Origin of the sequence: Enterobacter sp. BNK-8 (assembly GCF_048685095.1) — a bacterium.
GTDB lineage: Bacteria > Pseudomonadota > Gammaproteobacteria > Enterobacterales > Enterobacteriaceae > Enterobacter > Enterobacter quasiroggenkampii.
This window is the reverse complement of record NZ_JBLQTN010000001.1, coordinates 2473158-2489870: the sequence shown is the minus strand read 5'-3', so window position 1 is coordinate 2489870 and position 16713 is coordinate 2473158. Positions and strand designations below refer to the sequence as shown.

General features: G+C 54.5%; 16 protein-coding genes. 9 read left to right on the top strand and 7 right to left on the bottom strand.

The genetic code is table 11. From position 1 onward, the window contains the following. Positions 1–176 precede the first annotated feature (176 nt). Positions 177–1118 (bottom strand): VirK/YbjX family protein, encoded by a 942-nt coding sequence (locus ACMGGU_RS12010; RefSeq protein WP_395299388.1) that lies wholly within the window; start codon positions 1116–1118, stop codon positions 177–179. Positions 1119–1284: 166 nt separating this feature from the next. On the opposite strand from ACMGGU_RS12010, the gene pphA reads away from it, so the two are divergent. Continuing rightward, complete coding sequence (gene pphA, locus ACMGGU_RS12005) at positions 1285–1929, top strand: protein-serine/threonine phosphatase (RefSeq protein ID WP_048223724.1); 645 nt, start codon at positions 1285–1287, stop codon at positions 1927–1929. 34 nt (positions 1930–1963) lie between these two features. Here pphA and ACMGGU_RS12000 read toward each other — a convergent pair whose 3' ends face one another. The 4 genes from ACMGGU_RS12000 to yebS all read right to left on the bottom strand — a co-directional run bounded on the left by ACMGGU_RS12000 (position 1964) and on the right by yebS (position 7715). Further along, a complete protein-coding gene (locus ACMGGU_RS12000; protein WP_008500472.1) occupies positions 1964–2203 on the bottom strand; it encodes a YebV family protein in 240 nt (79 codons plus the stop codon). A gap of 106 nt (positions 2204–2309) precedes the next feature. Further along, on the bottom strand, positions 2310–3752 hold the full coding sequence (rsmF, locus tag ACMGGU_RS11995; RefSeq protein WP_395299387.1) for a 16S rRNA (cytosine(1407)-C(5))-methyltransferase RsmF: 1443 nt from the start codon (positions 3750–3752) through the stop codon (positions 2310–2312). A 77-nt stretch (positions 3753–3829) separates the two neighbouring features. Further along, on the bottom strand, positions 3830–6463 hold the full coding sequence (locus ACMGGU_RS11990) for a PqiB family protein (RefSeq protein WP_045908226.1): 2634 nt from the start codon (positions 6461–6463) through the stop codon (positions 3830–3832). Further along, the gene (yebS, locus tag ACMGGU_RS11985; RefSeq protein ID WP_045908227.1) at positions 6432–7715 is read right to left on the bottom strand and encodes a membrane integrity lipid transport subunit YebS; all 1284 of its coding nucleotides are present in this window, start codon (positions 7713–7715) and stop codon (positions 6432–6434) included. Before yebS ends, ACMGGU_RS11990 begins: the two co-directional genes overlap by 32 nt. Positions 7716–7847: 132 nt before the next feature. On the opposite strand from yebS, the gene ACMGGU_RS11980 reads away from it, so the two are divergent. From ACMGGU_RS11980 to htpX, 4 genes are all read left to right on the top strand, one after another. Then, positions 7848–8345: a GAF domain-containing protein gene (locus tag ACMGGU_RS11980; RefSeq protein WP_008500476.1), complete on the top strand. Its 498-nt coding sequence runs from the start codon at positions 7848–7850 to the stop codon at positions 8343–8345. A gap of 96 nt (positions 8346–8441) precedes the next feature. Then, positions 8442–9128 carry an RNA chaperone ProQ gene (gene proQ, locus ACMGGU_RS11975; protein ID WP_014884292.1) on the top strand — a complete coding sequence of 229 codons (687 nt, stop codon included), beginning with the start codon at positions 8442–8444 and terminating at the stop codon, positions 9126–9128. Between the two features lie 19 nt (positions 9129–9147). After that, complete coding sequence (prc, locus tag ACMGGU_RS11970) at positions 9148–11196, top strand: carboxy terminal-processing peptidase (RefSeq protein WP_420300582.1); 2049 nt, start codon at positions 9148–9150, stop codon at positions 11194–11196. 193 nt (positions 11197–11389) lie between these two features. Then, positions 11390–12271 (top strand): protease HtpX, encoded by an 882-nt coding sequence (gene htpX / locus ACMGGU_RS11965; RefSeq protein ID WP_014884290.1) that lies wholly within the window; start codon positions 11390–11392, stop codon positions 12269–12271. 50 nt (positions 12272–12321) lie between these two features. On the opposite strand, the gene ACMGGU_RS11960 is transcribed toward htpX, so the two are convergent. Continuing rightward, complete coding sequence (locus tag ACMGGU_RS11960) at positions 12322–13695, bottom strand: MFS transporter (protein WP_262823382.1); 1374 nt, start codon at positions 13693–13695, stop codon at positions 12322–12324. 178 nt (positions 13696–13873) lie between these two features. On the opposite strand from ACMGGU_RS11960, the gene kdgR reads away from it, so the two are divergent. Then, a complete protein-coding gene (kdgR, locus tag ACMGGU_RS11955; RefSeq protein WP_023312208.1) occupies positions 13874–14665 on the top strand; it encodes a DNA-binding transcriptional regulator KdgR in 792 nt (263 codons plus the stop codon). A 65-nt stretch (positions 14666–14730) separates the two neighbouring features. Here kdgR and ACMGGU_RS11950 read toward each other — a convergent pair whose 3' ends face one another. After that, entirely contained in the window at positions 14731–14970 is a 240-nt protein-coding gene (locus ACMGGU_RS11950; protein WP_045908230.1) for a YobH family protein, read from the bottom strand. A gap of 161 nt (positions 14971–15131) precedes the next feature. Here ACMGGU_RS11950 and mgrB point away from each other — a divergent pair, with 161 nt between their 5' ends. The 3 genes from mgrB to ACMGGU_RS11935 all read left to right on the top strand — a co-directional run bounded on the left by mgrB (position 15132) and on the right by ACMGGU_RS11935 (position 16653). Further along, entirely contained in the window at positions 15132–15275 is a 144-nt protein-coding gene (gene mgrB / locus ACMGGU_RS11945) for a PhoP/PhoQ regulator MgrB (RefSeq protein WP_006175995.1), read from the top strand. A gap of 74 nt (positions 15276–15349) precedes the next feature. Further along, entirely contained in the window at positions 15350–15640 is a 291-nt protein-coding gene (locus tag ACMGGU_RS11940; protein WP_024909723.1) for a YebO family protein, read from the top strand. A 23-nt stretch (positions 15641–15663) separates the two neighbouring features. After that, positions 15664–16653, top strand: a complete 990-nt coding sequence (locus tag ACMGGU_RS11935) for an MBL fold metallo-hydrolase (RefSeq protein WP_420300581.1) — start codon at positions 15664–15666, stop codon at positions 16651–16653. The last annotated feature ends 60 nt before the right edge of the window (positions 16654–16713 follow it).

The window sequence follows — 16713 nt, the reverse complement described above, 5'->3', positions numbered from 1 at the left end:
TTTGAATGGTAGAAGGTTAATTGTGGCGTAAAAGAAATCGTTTCGAACACTACCTTTACGATACAGAGCATCCCTTAAGAACTTTTTTGTAATTCACAACACGACATAGCTAAATTCAGCCCGTTTGCCTGCCTTGTTAATTTTTCTATAGCAATTCAACAAAGTGGGTGCGGGGTCTAAAAGTGCGACTTAACCGACGCCTCGATTTCATCAAGCAGCTCAAAGCGACGGCGGTATTCAGCGCGTTTTTTACTGGCGATCTCTTCAAGGGATTTGCGTGCCATTTGCAGCGGCAGCTGCCAGCAGAAAGCGGAGAGTTTTTTACCGTCCAGAGATGCCCAGAATTCATCGTAGCTGGCGTGGAAATGGCGGCCTTTGCTGAGGCGATAGCGCAACGCGCGGAATACGTGGCCCTCATCGCTGACGGCAAAAATCGCCCGGACAGAGGACTGTGCAGCCAGCTGGAAAAGCACTTCCATCAACACGCGCTTTGGGAACAAGCCGTGGCAGGCGCGGGTGGCCTGTTTAATCACGTCACGCGTTACGCTGCGGCGGGGACCCTGAAGCCCGCCAATGACCATGACTTGCTGACCATTGCTGCGCGCGACGCTAAAGGTCAGGCTGGCCAGCAGCGTATCCTCGTTGTCGCGAAGCCACAGCGTGCTTTCACCTTCACGCTCGGCTTTCCCCGCAGAGGACGCATTGACCGTATAGATAACACCGTCTTTTGCATGGAACTGCGCAACGGGTTGCTCCTGCGGGCTGGTCAGGGCCAGGGCGAGGCAGCTCTCTTTCAGGCTATCAATCCAGTAATAATGACTAACGATCGCGTCGGCGCGATCGTTAGCCGTCAGGCCGCGCATCAGGTACTGCCGGTGGGTTTTGCTTGGCAATGTAATTTGAGAGGCCAGCAGTTTGTCGAAATCGTCGCGACCAGAAAGCGCCTCCAGCATTCGATGGGTAGAAGACCAGAACACCAGCGAACGTAACAGGAACTTCAGGCGATATTCGCGTTTGCGCCAGATCGGTCCCGGGACGCGTTTGCCGTTCACCAGCTCGGAAATAATATTTGTGCGATGCGGATAGAAAACATCGTTATGCAGGTGCGTATTAGACACGTGAAGACCCCTCTTTTTTTCTCCCTTTATTCTAAAGAGCCAGGAAAAAGGGATTAATAGCGCGAGGATCTTTATTTCTGTTTGGTTTACCGTTTGTTTCACTTCGTGAGGACCACGCCCGCCTGTTGCATTTTCTGCGGCGGCTATACTGTTAACAGGAGGGGTTATGTATCAGCGAATTGAAGGTGGGATGTGGCGCCACGTCTGGGTTGTCAGCGATATACATGGCTGTTATCAGTGGCTTATGGAGGAGCTTAAACGCCGTCATTTTAACCCGTATGAGGATTTGCTTATTTCCGTTGGGGATATGATCGATCGTGGGCCTGATAGCGTGAAATGCCTGCAGCTAATTCATGAAAAATGGTTTCGTGCCGTCCGGGGCAACCATGAGCAAATGGCGCTCGACGGTCTGGATAATAACGATTTTTCTCTCTGGATGATGAATGGCGGAATGTGGTTTGCGCAACTTGAACGCGACCAGCAACAGCTTGCGCTGTCGTTGCTCGAGGCCTGTCGCGATTTACCGCATATCATTGAGATAACCTGTGCGAACGGTCTGAACGTGATTGCCCATGCGGATTATCCGGCAGCGGAATACTGCTGGCAAAAACCGGTCAGTGCCCATCGCGTTTTATGGGACCGCGATCGGTTGATGGGGTTTATGGTGGGCAAAGGGCAGGGCATCAGCGGTGCGGATCATTTCTGGTTCGGACATACGCCTGTCGACAGAAGGTATGATTTTGACAATCTTCACTACATTGATACGGGCGCCGTATTTGACGGTTACTTTACGCTGGCGCAGCTGCAGTAATAAATAACCCGCCTTCGGGCGGGTTCTCTTTAGGTCAAGCAAGACGCATGACCCAGGCATCGGTTTTACTATCGTAATGCTCACGGTAAAGGACTGAGTGTTCGCCATCAAGTATTGCCGGGACGCTGGTGTCTGCATCCCATGCATCGAGCTGCATGCACAAATCCGGGTCGGATTTGCAGGGAATACTTAACGTTCGATCGCCTTGTGCTTCGCCGCGCAGCTCTGCGTCGTCGATTTCAAAAGCGCCAATACGCACGCTGGTTTTCGTCATAGTGCTCTCCGGGTCGGTTGTCAAAATCTGGTATGACCAGTGCGGCCACCCATTTTTGATCGTAGACAAGGAGAGCAAAATCGCCAGTAAAAAAATGCGCTTTTTTTCAGGCCGTGCGATCGTTACCGGTAAACAGCCGTCCATCGCGAACCAGCTCGCGCGGATAGCTGTTTTTCAGTCGTGAACCGACTTTTTTTGCCAGCCCGAGCGGGTATCCCTGATACGTCACGATCACTTCATCGCCTGATGGCGTGCTGTCAGGATAGACATCGCGACCACGGTACCACTCTTCGGCTTCCTGATGCGTCAGGGCAAAGGTATTCTCGCGTCCGGCAAGGGCGATGACGGCCTCATGCTGCCAGCGATAGCCTTTATTATGCACTTCCGCCAGGCGGATCCCGATTCGGGAAAAACGGACCTTTCCGATGAGCGGTTCGATCTCAGCCGGGAACAGCCATACCTCTTTATCTCGCATCCAGAGGCGCAGGCTCTCATCCCAGACCAGGCCAATTTTTTCGGCGGCGGCGACAAGCTGTGCTGCATCGCGACCTTTGAGGGGGGCAAACGGGAAGTTGCCGACCTTGAATTTAGGTGCTGGCAGGGGAGCAACCGCCTGTGTTTTACGCAGACGTGCCACAAAGAAGCCTTCGCAGTCGTAAATCTGTGGGAACACATGAAGGAAACCCTCAGGGGTGACCGCCTCCTGTGCTGAGGCAAACAGATCGTCGAGTGGCAGGAACTCGACCGCATCCGGGTATTGCGCTTTCAGCCACAAACAGACGTCTTCGTTTTCATCGCGGTTTAAGGTGCACGTTGAATAGACCAGCGTGCCGCCAGGGCGCAGGGCATGGAATGCGCTCTCGATCAGCTCCCGCTGCGTGGCGGCGATCTCAAGGTTGCTTTCCACGGACCAGTTCTTTAACGCATCGGGGTCTTTACGCACCACCCCTTCGCCGGAGCAGGGGGCGTCCAGCAGGATGGCGTCGAAGGCTTCCGGCAAGGCGGCGCCAAACACGCGTCCGTCGAAGTGCGTCAGGGCAACATTATGAATACCGCAGCGGCTGATGTTGGCATGCAATACCTTCACGCGGCTGGCGGAAAACTCGTTGGCGAGGATCGCGCCCCGATTACCCATACGGGCGGCAATCTGCGTGGTTTTTGAGCCAGGCGCCGCGGCCACATCCATTACGCGTTCAGGCGAATTGCCATCGGCGAACAGGGCTGCCACCGGCAGCATCGAGCTGGCTTCCTGGATATAGAACAGGCCGCTCAGATGTTCAGCGGTGCTTCCCAGCGGCACGGCGTCTTCGTCATCGCGCTCGATCCAGAACCCCTCAGCGCACCACGGTACCGGCGTAAGCTGCCAGCGGTACGGGGCGACCAGTGCCAGAAAATCCTCGACGCTGATTTTCAGCGTGTTGACGCGAATACTGCGGCGTAACGGACGCTGGCAGGCGGCGATAAAATCGTCTAACGACAGGTGAGAAGGAAGCGCCTCGCGCATCTGCGCCAGGAATTGTTCAGGAAGAAATACGGAGTTTTGAGCCACGGGCACACCACAGGGAAAAGTTCAGGTGCGCAGTGTAGCATAAAGGCTCCGGTGCGTTGACACCGGAGCCTTGCAGATTAACGCGGCAGGGCGGTTCCCCATTCGCGCCACTCTTTCGGTTCGCTTTCGAGCAGCAGGAAGTGTTTACCCGGCTGCGCTTTCGGTGCCAGCGGCGTTCCCGGCGGCGTGGCAAAAGCAATGCCACCGCGAATGAACTGGTTGAAGGTGCCGGTTTTCACCACGCCTCCCGTCAGGCCAAAGTCCAGCGAATAGCCGGATGCCAGCCAGAATACCGAGTTATTACGTACCAGGTGCTGGTAGCGTTCACTGATGCGCAACGCCACCATTACGCGGTCGGAGAGCGTCCCGAGCGTCAGGCCCGTGACAGTACCTACTTCAATACCGCGGAACAGCACAGGGGTGCCGATGCTCAGCGAGCCCGCTTCCGGCACTTCCACCACGATGCTCAGGCCGCCAAGGTAGCGCGAGTCGGTGATCGTGGCTTCCTGCAGCTCGAAATCACGACGGGCATTGCCCTGGCCTGGCTCCACGTTGATGTACGGCTGCAAAATGGTATCGAGATGCTCAACGCCTGCGGCCGAGATCTGCGGCGTGACCACCGAGAAGCGCGTACCCGTCCGGGCAAAGGTCTGCACATATTCCGGGTAAAGTACGGCAGTGGCCTGCACCTCGTTACGCGAGGTGATCAGCGTCAGCTTCTGGATCTGCCCGATATCAATACCCAGATAGCGGATGGGCATGCCTTCTGCCAGCTTACCGGCGTCAAACGCGTGCAGGGTAATCTGCCCACCCACGGCGCGGGCGGCGGTCTCGGACGGAAAGAGAATACGTTTGTCGCCCTTGCGCAGATTCGCGCCCGCACCGCTGAGGTTATCGAAGCTAATCGCCCCCCGCAACGCGCGTGAGAGCGGAGAGGCCTGCACGGTCAGTCCGTTACCGTTAAGCTGAACTTTCGCGCCGCCTTCGGCCCAGAAGACGCTGTTCGGCGTCAGCAGCTTGCGGTACTCCGGCTTGATGTGCAGTTCGATATCAAAGGCGTCGGCACGCGGGCGAACGGTAATCACTTCCCCGACTTCAAACTTGCGATACAGCACCACGGATCCCGCCTGAACGTCCGGCAGGGTCTCAGCGCTTAACGTCAGCGTGGTGGTAGGAAGATCGCTCAGGCTGTTTTCAATCGCTTTCTCCAAGTTGGCATACAGCGGGTAGCTGTCGCGCACGGGGCCTTTATCCCCCGGTAAAATGCGGATACCGCCGTTGACCCATTCGCTGGCGCTGGCGCCGAGAAACTCCACGCCGTCCAGACCCACCTTCACGTCGACGCGACTGTTCACCACGAATTTACTGTCACCGTGCACAAGATCTCTGTATTGCGGGTCGATGGCGACGGAGAATTGCACCCCATCCGCGGAGAGCTTGCGCTCCAGCACCTGTCCCACCTGCACGCCGTGTAAAATCAACGGCTGACCGGCTTCAATCCCATAGCTTTCAGGCGCATTCAGGGTAACCGTCACCACGCCCGGTTTTTGCAACAGAGCTTTATCCGCCGGAGCAATCACGAAGCTGTTGCTGGGCTGACCTTCACCCGGGATCAGCTCAAAGGTATTGCCGGTCAGCAGCGTGCTGAGGCTGGTATCGTTCAGCGAGATCTTTGGACTGCGCATTTCGATGCGCGTTTTCTCGCGCAGGAGATCGACCACGCTCGGATCGACCGTCATTTCGCCGGTGACCGACCCGCCCGGGTTGAGCGTCATTTTGGTGAGCTGGCCGACCTGCAGACCCTGATACATCAGCGGCGTTGAACCCGCTTTTAGCCCCTTAGCATCGGGCAGGGCAAGTTTGACGATCACGCCGCGCTGGCTGTGCGCCAGGTCGGCGTACAATCCGAACGTGTCATCAGCGGTGGCAGGGCTCGAGTTTTCCGGGGAGTCAAAGGCAATGGCGCCGTTCACCAGGGCGGCCAGACTTTCCAGCTTCACTTTGGCGCCGCTCAGGCTGAGGTCGGCATCCACGCCGGACACGTTCCAGAAGCGGCTGCCCTTTTTCACCAGATTGGTGAAGCGACGCTCGATCAGCACATCAATAGTGACGCCCTGTTTGTTCGGGTTAATCGAGTAATCGTACACGCGGCCAACCGGGATCTTACGGAAATAGACCAGGGAGCCACTGTTCAGGGAACCGAGGTCCGGCGCCTGGAGATGAATCATCAAATCGCCGTTATTAAGACGGTATTTGGGCTGCGTATCCAGCGCAACAAAGTGATCCTGCGGCTCGCCTTTGCCCGGCATCATGCCAATATAGTTCCCGCCCACGAGCGCATCCAGCCCGGAGACACCGGCCAGAGAGGCTTTTGGCGTCACCAGCCAGAACTGTGTTTCGCTGCGCAGGGCATCCTGCATGTCAGATTTGATACTGACCCGCACCTGAATCTTATTCAGCCCTTTTCCAAGGGAGATATCCTGAACCGTACCGACCTCAACCCCCTGGAAGCGAACGGGCGTTCGTCCGGCGACGATGCCGTCGGCGGTCTGGAAATCAATGGTGACCGTACTCCCGCGATCTTCATAGCTTGTCCAGATAAGCCAGCCTGCAATCATCAGGGCGATGACGGGCAGCAACCAGAATGGCGAAATGCGGCGTTTTGTTTTAATTCTCGCTTCAGTCGGCGAAGCGGGGGTTTCCTGACTCATGTGCATCCCAAAGTAAGCGGCTATCCAGCCATTCCACAGCAAGAATAGTCAATATCACCGCAGAGCCGAAATAAAAAGCCGCGGGTCCCATTGTAAAAGCAAGTAACTGATCGCGATTGATGAGCGACATCATCAGCGAAATCACGAACAAATCTAACATTGACCAGCGGCCAATCCAGGTGACGAATCGCAGAAGCAGAATGCGGGTCCGTAAACCTTGTTCACACTTTAAGTGAATGCTGATGAGCAGGGTAATCATCACTACCACTTTGGTAAAGGGAACCAGGATACTGGCAATAAAGACGATCGCCGCCACCCCGACATTGCTGTGCGCAAGGGAGATAATTCCGGAGAGGATAGTATCCTCCTGGCGTCCGCCATTCACGTAAATGATGGAAATCGGAAGCATATTGGCGGGGATCAGGAACACCAGGGAGGCGATCAGCGCGGCCCAGCATTTTTGCAGGCTGTTGTTGCGCCGCAGCCGTAATGGAATGTGGCACCGCGGGCAGCGTCCGCGCGGGTCGGGCAACCCGGTATAGTGGCAACCCAGACAGACGCGCAGATTTTCATCGGGGCGCGTGGCGGGGCGCTGAGGGTAAAAACGCTCCCAGAGCTGCTCAACGTTCAGGTGGATCAGCGTCAGGATGCTCAGCAACACCAGACAGATGAAAGCAAAGAGTCCAATGCCGGGCTGCAAAAAGGCGTAGTCCTGGACTTTTATGGACGCAACGCCCACGCCGACCAGATAAATATCCAGCATGACCCACTCTTTGAGCTTATCCAGCATCAGCAGCACCGGGCGAAGGTTCATGCCAAGAATATTGCCAAACCAGAGATAGGCAATGGCGGCAACCAGCACCAGCGGTGCGCCCACGGTGCAGAACAGCACCATCGCGGCAGTAATCGGATCGCCCTGACGGGTCATCTGCCAGATACCCTGCAGCACGTTAGCATCAATGCGCACGCCAAGCAGATAGAGCTTCAGCAGCGGTTCGCTCCAGGCGAAGGGCATCAGCAGCAGCATGGTGACGGCCATGGCGGCGAGGCGGGTCAACGACCAGTCGCGGCCATCGCGAATTTTGGCGTCGCAGCGGGGACAGAAGGCACTTTGGTGCGATTTCATCTTCGGCAACATAAAAAGCGTATCGCACTGGGGGCAACGCTGATAATGTGCACGAGGCAAAGCTTCGCTTACCGTATGGACAGTTATCTTTCTCGTCGGCGTAATTTTGGTTGTTTTTAAGGCCATCAGCTGCGCACAAATAAGTATTGTTGAAAGTTATAATAACTCATGAACGGATTCATCTTGAGCATGAGCGCATTTAATGCTTATTTTAATAGGCTATGCGGTAATTTTGTAAGACAACTAAGTGATTGAATAATGAACAAAACAGAATTCTACGCGGATCTGAACCGCGATTTTAAGGCATTGATGGCGGGTGAGACCAGCTTCTTAGCCACTCTGGCAAATACTAGCGCATTGCTGTTTGAACGTCTCTCTGACGTAAACTGGGCGGGCTTTTACCTTCTGGAAGGTGAAACGCTGGTGCTCGGTCCGTTCCAGGGCAAACTGGCCTGCGTGCGTATCCCGGTTGGGCGTGGCGTATGCGGCACGGCGGTGGCCGAGAATCAGGTCCAGCGTGTGGAAGACGTTCATGCGTTTGACGGACACATTGCTTGTGATGCTGCCAGTAATTCTGAAATCGTTCTGCCGCTGGTGGTCAAAAATCAGATTATTGGCGTTCTGGACATCGACAGTACGGTCTTCAGTCGCTTTACAACCGAGGACGAACAGGGGCTGCGCGAGCTGGTGGCGAATCTGGAAAACGTACTCGCAGCAACCGATTATCAAAAATTCTTTGCGAGCGTCGCAGGATAATCAACGGATAACGTAGCATTTACTGATAGCGTCATTATAATGACGCCTGTTCATGCCTGCGCTTGTTGGCAACGTCCGTTGTAATCAGGAAATTTCATGGAAAATCAACCTAAGTTGAATAGCAGTAAAGAAGTTATCGCATTTCTGGCCGAGCGTTTCCCGCAGTGCTTCAGCGCGGAAGGCGAAGCTCGTCCCCTGAAAGTCGGTATTTTTCAGGATCTGGTGGCACGTGTTGAAGGGGAAATGAACCTCAGCAAAACTCAGCTGCGTTCCGCCTTACGTCTTTATACTTCGAGCTGGCGTTACCTGTACGGTATCAAACCTGGCGCGACTCGCGTGGATCTCGACGGCAACCCTTGCGGTGAGCTGGACGAGCAGCACGTTGAGCATGCGCGCAAGCAGCTGGAAGAAGCCAAAGCACGCGTTCAGGCACAACGTGCGGAACAGCAAGCGAAAAAACGCGAAGCCGCCGCGGCAAACGGCCAGGAAGAAGCGCCTCGTCGTGAGCGTAAACCACGCCCTGCGCCGCGTCGTCACGATAATAACGATCGCAAACCGCGTGCAGACAAACCAGCAGCAAAAGCCCCACGTGCGCCTCGTGAAGAGCCGCGCCATACTCCGGTTTCTGACATTAACGCCCTGAGCGTCGGTCAGGCACTGAAGGTAAAAGCGGGTAACAATGCTATGGACGCCACCGTACTGGAAATCACCAAAGATGGCGTTCGTGTACAGCTGACTTCTGGTATGTCAATGATTGTACGCGCAGAACACTTGTTGTTCTGAAACGGAGGCCAAGCCTGGCATGAACACTTTTTTTAAGCTCACCGCGCTGGCGGGTCTGTTTGCTATAACAGGTCACGCTTTTGCAGTGGACGATATCACGCGTGTTGATCAAATTCCGGTTCTCAAGGAAGAGACGCAGCACGCGACGGTGAGCGAGCGCGTGACCTCACGTTTCACCCGTTCGCACTATCGTCAGTTCGATCTCGATCAGGCCTTTTCGGCCAAAATCTTTGACCGCTATCTGAACTTGCTGGATTACAGCCATAACGTTTTGCTCGCCAGCGATGTCGAGCAGTTCGCTAAGCGAAAATCCGAGGTGGGTGACGAGTTGCGTTCAGGCAAGCTGGATCTGTTCTACGATCTCTACAACCTGTCGCAAAAGCGCCGCTTCGAACGCTATCAGTACGCGCTGAAAGTGCTGGAACGTCCAATGGACTTCACCGGCAACGACACCTTCAATCTGGACCGCAGCAAAGCGCCCTGGCCAAAAGATGAAGCCGAACTGAATGTGCTGTGGGACGGCAAAGTTAAATACGACGAACTGAGCCTTAAGCTCACTGGCAAAGACGAAAAAGAGATCCGTGACACGCTGACGCGTCGTTACAAATTTGCCATTCGTCGCCTGGCCCAGACCAACAGTGAGGATGTCTTCTCGCTGGCCATGACGGCCTTTGCGCACGAAATCGATCCGCACACCAACTATCTCTCACCACGCAACACCGAACAGTTCAATACCGAAATGAGCCTGTCTCTGGAAGGTATCGGCGCGGTGCTGCAGATGGACGATGATTACACGGTGATCAATTCGATGGTCGCGGGTGGCCCGGCATCTAAAAGCAAAGCGATTAGCGTAGGCGATCGTATTGTGGGTGTGGGACAAACCGGCCAGAACATGGTCGACGTGATCGGCTGGCGTCTTGATGACGTGGTTGCGCTGATCAAAGGTCCGAAAGGCAGCAAGGTTCGTCTGGAAATTCTGCCAGCCGGAAAAGGCACCAAAACCCGTATCGTTACCCTGACCCGTGAGCGTATCCGTCTGGAAGACCGCGCGGTGAAAATGTCGGTGAAAACCGTGGGTAAAGAGAAGGTGGGCGTCCTGGATATCCCTGGCTTCTACGTCGGGCTGACTGACGATGTGAAAGTTCAGCTGCAGAAGCTTGAAAAGCAGAACGTCAGCAGCATCATCATCGACCTGCGCAGTAACGGCGGCGGGGCGCTGACGGAAGCGGTTTCTCTCTCTGGCCTGTTCATCCCATCTGGCCCGGTGGTTCAGGTGCGCGATAACAACGGTAAAGTGCGCGAAGATGCGGACAATGACGGTGTGGTCTACTACAAAGGTCCGCTGGTTGTTCTCGTTGACCGCTTCAGCGCTTCCGCGTCTGAGATCTTTGCCGCAGCCATGCAGGACTACGGCCGCGCGCTGATCGTCGGTGAGCCAACCTTCGGGAAAGGCACTGTTCAGCAGTACCGTTCTCTGAATCGTATTTACGATCAGATGCTGCGTCCGGAATGGCCTGCGCTGGGCTCGGTTCAGTACACCATTCAGAAATTCTACCGCGTAAATGGCGGCAGTACGCAGCGTAAGGGCGTCACGCCGGACATCATCATGCCGACTGGCACTCAGGAGACGGAAACCGGCGAGAAGTTTGAAGATAACGCGTTGCCGTGGGACAGCATCAATGCCGCGACCTACGTGAAAGCGGGTGATATGACGCAGTTTGGCCCTGAGTTGCTGAAGGCGCATAACGACCGCATCGCGAAAGATCCGGAGTTCCAGTACATCATGAAGGACATTGCGCGATTCAATGCTCTGAAGGATAAGCGGAATATTGTTTCTCTGAACTACGCTCAGCGTGAAAAAGAGAACAACGAAGACGATGCAACCCGCCTGGCGCGTATCAACGATCGCTTCAAGCGTGAAGGCAAGCCTCTGCTCAAGAAACTGGACGATCTGCCAAAAGATTACCAGGAGCCGGATCCGTATCTCGACGAGACGGTGCATATCGCTCTCGACCTGGCGAATCAGGAAAAAGAGAAACCTGCCGTACAGCCCGCTCCGGCAAAATAACCTCCCAACAGGCACAAGACATTGTGCCTGTTTCTTTTTGTACTTTATCCTTCCGTCAGCCAGATTTTCAATTGTGTAAAGTTGTGTCTTTCTGGTGACTTACGCCCTCAGGATGCTTGAAAATAGCCGCAATACCCATACGATGTGGGTAATCGCATAGTGCGTTTTGTTAAACTGAGGTAAAAAGAAAATTATGATGCGAATCGCGCTCTTCCTGCTCACCAACCTGGCGGTGATGGTGGTTTTCGGGCTCGTGCTAAGCCTGACAGGAATTCAGTCGAGCAGCGTTCAGGGTCTGTTGATTATGGCGCTGCTGTTTGGTTTTGGTGGCTCGTTCATCTCCCTGCTGATGTCAAAGTGGATGGCACTGAAATCGGTAGGGGGGGAGGTCATTGAGCAACCCCGTAACGATATGGAACAGTGGCTGATGAATACGGTGGCTCAGCAGTCCCGTCAGGCCGGGATCGCCATGCCGCAGGTGGCCATTTACCATGCTCCGGATATCAACGCGTTCGCCACGGGTGCCCGTCGCGATGCGTCACTGGTTGCTGTCAGCACCGGACTGCTGCAGAACATGAGCCGTGACGAAGCCGAAGCGGTTATCGCCCACGAAATTAGCCATATCGCTAACGGTGACATGGTGACCATGACCCTGATTCAGGGCGTGGTAAACACCTTCGTGATCTTTATCTCCCGTATTCTGGCGCAGATTGCCGCGGGCTTCATGGGCGGCAACCGCGACGAAGGCGAAGAGAGCAACGGCAATCCGCTGATCTATTTTGCTGTGTCGATGGTTCTGGAACTGGTATTCGGTATTCTGGCGAGCATCATCACCATGTGGTTCTCTCGTCACCGTGAATTCCACGCGGATGCCGGCTCTGCGAAGCTGGTTGGTCGTGAGAAGATGATTGCCGCGCTGCAGCGTCTGAAAACCTCCTACGAGCCGCAGGAAGCGAACAGCATGATGGCCTTCTGCATTAACGGTAAATCCAAATCGCTGAGCGAGCTGTTTATGTCTCACCCGCCGCTGGATAAGCGTATTGAAGCGCTGCGCAGTGGGGAATACCTGAAGTAACGCAACAAAACACAAGAAGCCGGGCGGGAGAACACTCCGCCCGGCTTTTTTTATGCCTGAACCCTGGGCTGGGTCACCCGCAGGCCGCTGACGACCGCCGCGAGGGTGGCAAGGGCGCCTGCGGTGAGGAGCGCAAGATGGTTACCGTTTTGTCCGGCAAGGTTAAACATCAGGGCGACCAGTGCCGCACCGCTGCTTTGGCCCAGCAGACGCGCGGTTCCCAGCATACCGCTTGCCCCACCGCTGCGATGCCGTGGTGCTGAGGTGATAATGGTGTGATTATTGGGGGACTGGAACAGGCCAAACCCTGCGCCGCAGAGGATCATGCGCCAGATGATGTCCAGATCCGAAGGCGACGAGGGCAACAATGCTAACGCGAAAAGGCCTGTCGCCATCACCGCCAGCCCCAAAGCGCCCAATAAACCGGCATGAACACGTTCAATTAAATAACCTGCCAGCGGTGCCATCACCATCGTCGCCAGCGGCCAGGGGGTGAGCAGCAGCCCGGTTTCCACTTCTGAGCGGCCAACTACGCTCTGCAGAAAGAAGGGCAGGGAGACCAGAGCCAGCATCTGGGCGCAGAACGAGCAGACAGACGTGCAGATGGAGAGCGAAAAGAGGGGAATACGCAGCAGGTCAACGGGCAGCAAAGGAACTGGCAGGGTGAGCTGGCGGCGTACAAAGAAGAAGCCGATCGCCAGCAGGGCGATGAGCTCCGCGGCGGTAAGCATCAGAGATTGTCCCTGGGCAAAGCCGCTTAGCGCCGTAATCAGCAGTCCGAAGGTCAGGGCATTCATCACCGCACTTGCCACGTCGAAGCGCGGCATGCTGCTTTTGGGACCGTTAGCGGGAAGAAAGCGCAGGGCAAAGAAGATGGCGACGATACCCAGCGGCACGTTAATGGCGAACAGCCATTGCCATGACGCAACGGAGAGGATCGCCGCCGCAATCGTTGGCCCGGCGGCAGAAGAGACGGCGACAATAAACGAGTTTATCCCCATTCCGCGCCCCAGATGACGCTGCGGATAAATCAAGCGGATCAGCGCCGTGTTTACGCTCATGAGCGCCGCGCCGCCAAAACCCTGCGCAATACGCGCAAGCGTCAGGGTATGCAGTGAATCTGAAAGGGCACAGAGCAGGGAGGTAAAAGTGAAAACCACCAGGCCGCACTGATATACCCGGCGGTAGCCGAACATATCGCCGAGGAAAGAGAACGAGAGCAGTGACACCACAATCGCAATCTGGTAGGCGTTAACAATCCAAATCGAACTGGCGGGTGAGGCATGCAGGTCGCTGGCGATGGTTGGCAGGGCAACGTTTGCAATCGCGCCGTCAAGGACGGCCATTGAGATACCGATAATGATGGTCGCTATTGCGCCATACCGTTGGGGTAATGGCAGGCCATCAGAAAGATTCTTTTCCATCAGGAGTAAAAAGCTCAGCGTGAAATTATTCTCAGGGTAACTATTTTAGCATTGTTACAGCCGCGATATGTCGCAGATTTGTAACGAAGTAAACGCGGATTGATTGCAGGTGACATGACGGGAACTTATAATAAAAACCGGTTCTGATTTTTATAAAACACTCGCTATGAGGTGGTAAATGGCTATTGCGGATTTGGATAAACAGCCAGATTCTGTTTCTTCCGTGCTGAAGGTGTTTGGCATCTTACAGGCGCTTGGAGAAGAGCGTGAAATAGGTATTACAGAGCTGTCGCAGCGCGTGATGATGTCAAAAAGCACCGTTTATCGCTTTTTGCAAACCATGAAGTCACTGGGTTACGTTGCGCAGGAAGGCGAATCTGAAAAGTATTCTCTGACGCTGAAGCTGTTTGAATTGGGTGCGCGTGCGCTACAAAATGTTGACCTGATCCGCAGCGCTGACATTCAGATGCGTGAAATCTCTCGCCTGACCAAAGAGACCATTCATCTCGGTGCGCTGGATGAAGACAGCATCGTTTACATCCATAAAATCGACTCCATGTACAATCTGCGCATGTATTCGCGCATTGGTCGCCGCAACCCGCTCTACAGTACCGCCATTGGTAAAGTTCTGCTGGCGTGGCGCGATCGCGAGGAAGTGAAGCAGATCCTTGAAGGCGTGGAATACAAGCAAAGTACCTCACGAACCATTACCAGCACGGATGCGCTGCTGACGGTGCTTGACCGCGTGCGCGAGCAGGGATATGGCGAAGATAACGAAGAGCAGGAAGAGGGTCTGCGCTGCATCGGCGTTCCGGTATTTGACCGCTTTGGCGTGGTGATCGCGGGCTTGAGTATCTCCTTCCCAACCTTACGCTTCTCCGAAGAGCGTCTGCATGAGTATGTGGCTATTCTGCACACTGCGGCACGGAAAATTTCTGAACAGATGGGATATCACGACTACCCGTTTTAATCCCTGCTGGTAGAAAAAACGCCGCATCTGATGCGGCGTTTTTTGTATGTCATTCACCAGGCTGATTAGCCATTATCAATCACGACGGATGTTTTACGCAGTACAGGGCAGTGGGTTAAACCAACGATCCCGCTGTCAGTATGCAGATACTGGGCAGTGCTCATTCCCTGTGCTGTTAGATATTTACACTGAATGCCTAGCCCGGCTGCGTTTTCGGTGCTCCCCACGAGCACGCCATAGCCCGTTAACAGAAGGCCAATCCAGACAAGGGCCAGTGCAATAATTGTTCGAATGATGAATCGCATCATTACCTCTTTTATCGTTGTTATCGTAATGCTAGCGTAAAGCGTTTACGCGATGAAACAAGTGCAGGATTCTGAAAAAAAGCGCGATGGAGGCACAGTTAGTCCTTGTTTAAGATAAGCGTGATAATCTCGTTACATCAGGTCCTTAGACGGAGTGTGGAGTGAAAAAAATACGCTGGGTAATTCTGATTATCGTGCTGATAGCGTGCGTGGTGTTATGGACGCAGACGATCAATGTGATGTGCGATCAGGATGTACAGTTTTTTAGCGGCGTTTGCGCAATAAACAAGTTTATTCCGTGGTAATAGACATTTTTTCTCAACGTGATTTCCTTCCTTCGCGCCAGTGGTAAAATAGACGTTTTTATTGAGGTGGTGAAATGGGTGAGTTACTGAATTCAGGGCTGCTGAATATAGCATCCCTGATGATTTCTTTGGTGGTTCTGCTTGTGGGGCTGGTCATCTGGTTTTTCGTGAACCGCGCCAGTTCCCGTACTAACGAGCAGATCGAACTGCTGGAAGCGCTGCTCGATCAGCAAAAACGTCAGAATGCGCTGCTACGCCGTCTGTGTGAGGCTAACGAACCGGAAGAGAAAGACGCGCCGAAAGACGCGGTCGCTGAAGATAACAAAGACGAAGACGACTTTATCCGCCTGGTGGCTGAGCGTTAATCTTTTTGTCCTGGGAGGTGGCTGTGGTCTGGAAAAATCCCTGGTATGACCCCTCCCTGAAACATCACACTCCAAACGGTTTTTGTAATACCGATCCTGTCGGACATCAACCCGGGGACCTTGACCGTTGGCGTAAAGCGCGTAAAGAGGCCGGATTACCGAAGCCGCCCGCGCTGGGTTATGAAGACTTTATCCGCCAGTGGTGGCAACCGGTTGAGCTTACGCAACCTCAGGAAGATGGGGTATGGTGGCTCGGACACGCGAGCGTGTTGCTGCAGATGGACGGCAATGTCATCCTTACCGATCCGGTGTTTTCTCGACGCGCTTCTCCGCTGCCTTTCCTGGGACCCCAGCGTAAGACACCCCCCGTACTGTCTGTCGAGCAACTTCATCAGCTGGATGCGGTCGTCATTTCCCATAATCATTACGATCATCTTGATGTCGCAACCCTTCGCCGAATCCTCAAACGCTTTCCCGACGTCAGTATTTTTGTTCCTTTGGGCCTCGCCGACTGGTTTCGTCGCCGGGGAGCAAAACGCGTGGTCGAACTCGACTGGTGGCAGAGTTTAACCTGGCAGGGGATGACGCTGACCGCCGTACCGGCACAGCACTGGAGCATGCGCACGCCATGGAACCGCAATCGTTCCTTATGGTGCGGCTGGGTGATGGAAGGACGGTATCACCGTTTCTGGTTCAGCGGTGATACCGGTTATTCACCTGAGCTGCTGTTGATTCCTGAACGCCTGGGCCAGATTGATGCCGCCGCGTTACCGATTGGTGCCTATGCCCCACGATGGTTCATGGCTGTCCATCATATGGATCCGCAATCTGCGGTGGCATTGTGGCAGCAGCTGGGCTCACCTCTGGCGTTCCCTATTCACTGGGGCGTGTTTGAACTGGCAGATGAATCCTTAGATGAACCTGTGCAGGAGTTAACTCACGCACTCGATAATTTAGCACCAGTTAACCATTCTTTCAGGATACTGAAAATTGGTGAATATTTATCCTTATAAACGAAGCGATAAATTGTTGCATATATTGTTGATGTAAACGCGCGCAGGAATGTTTTATTT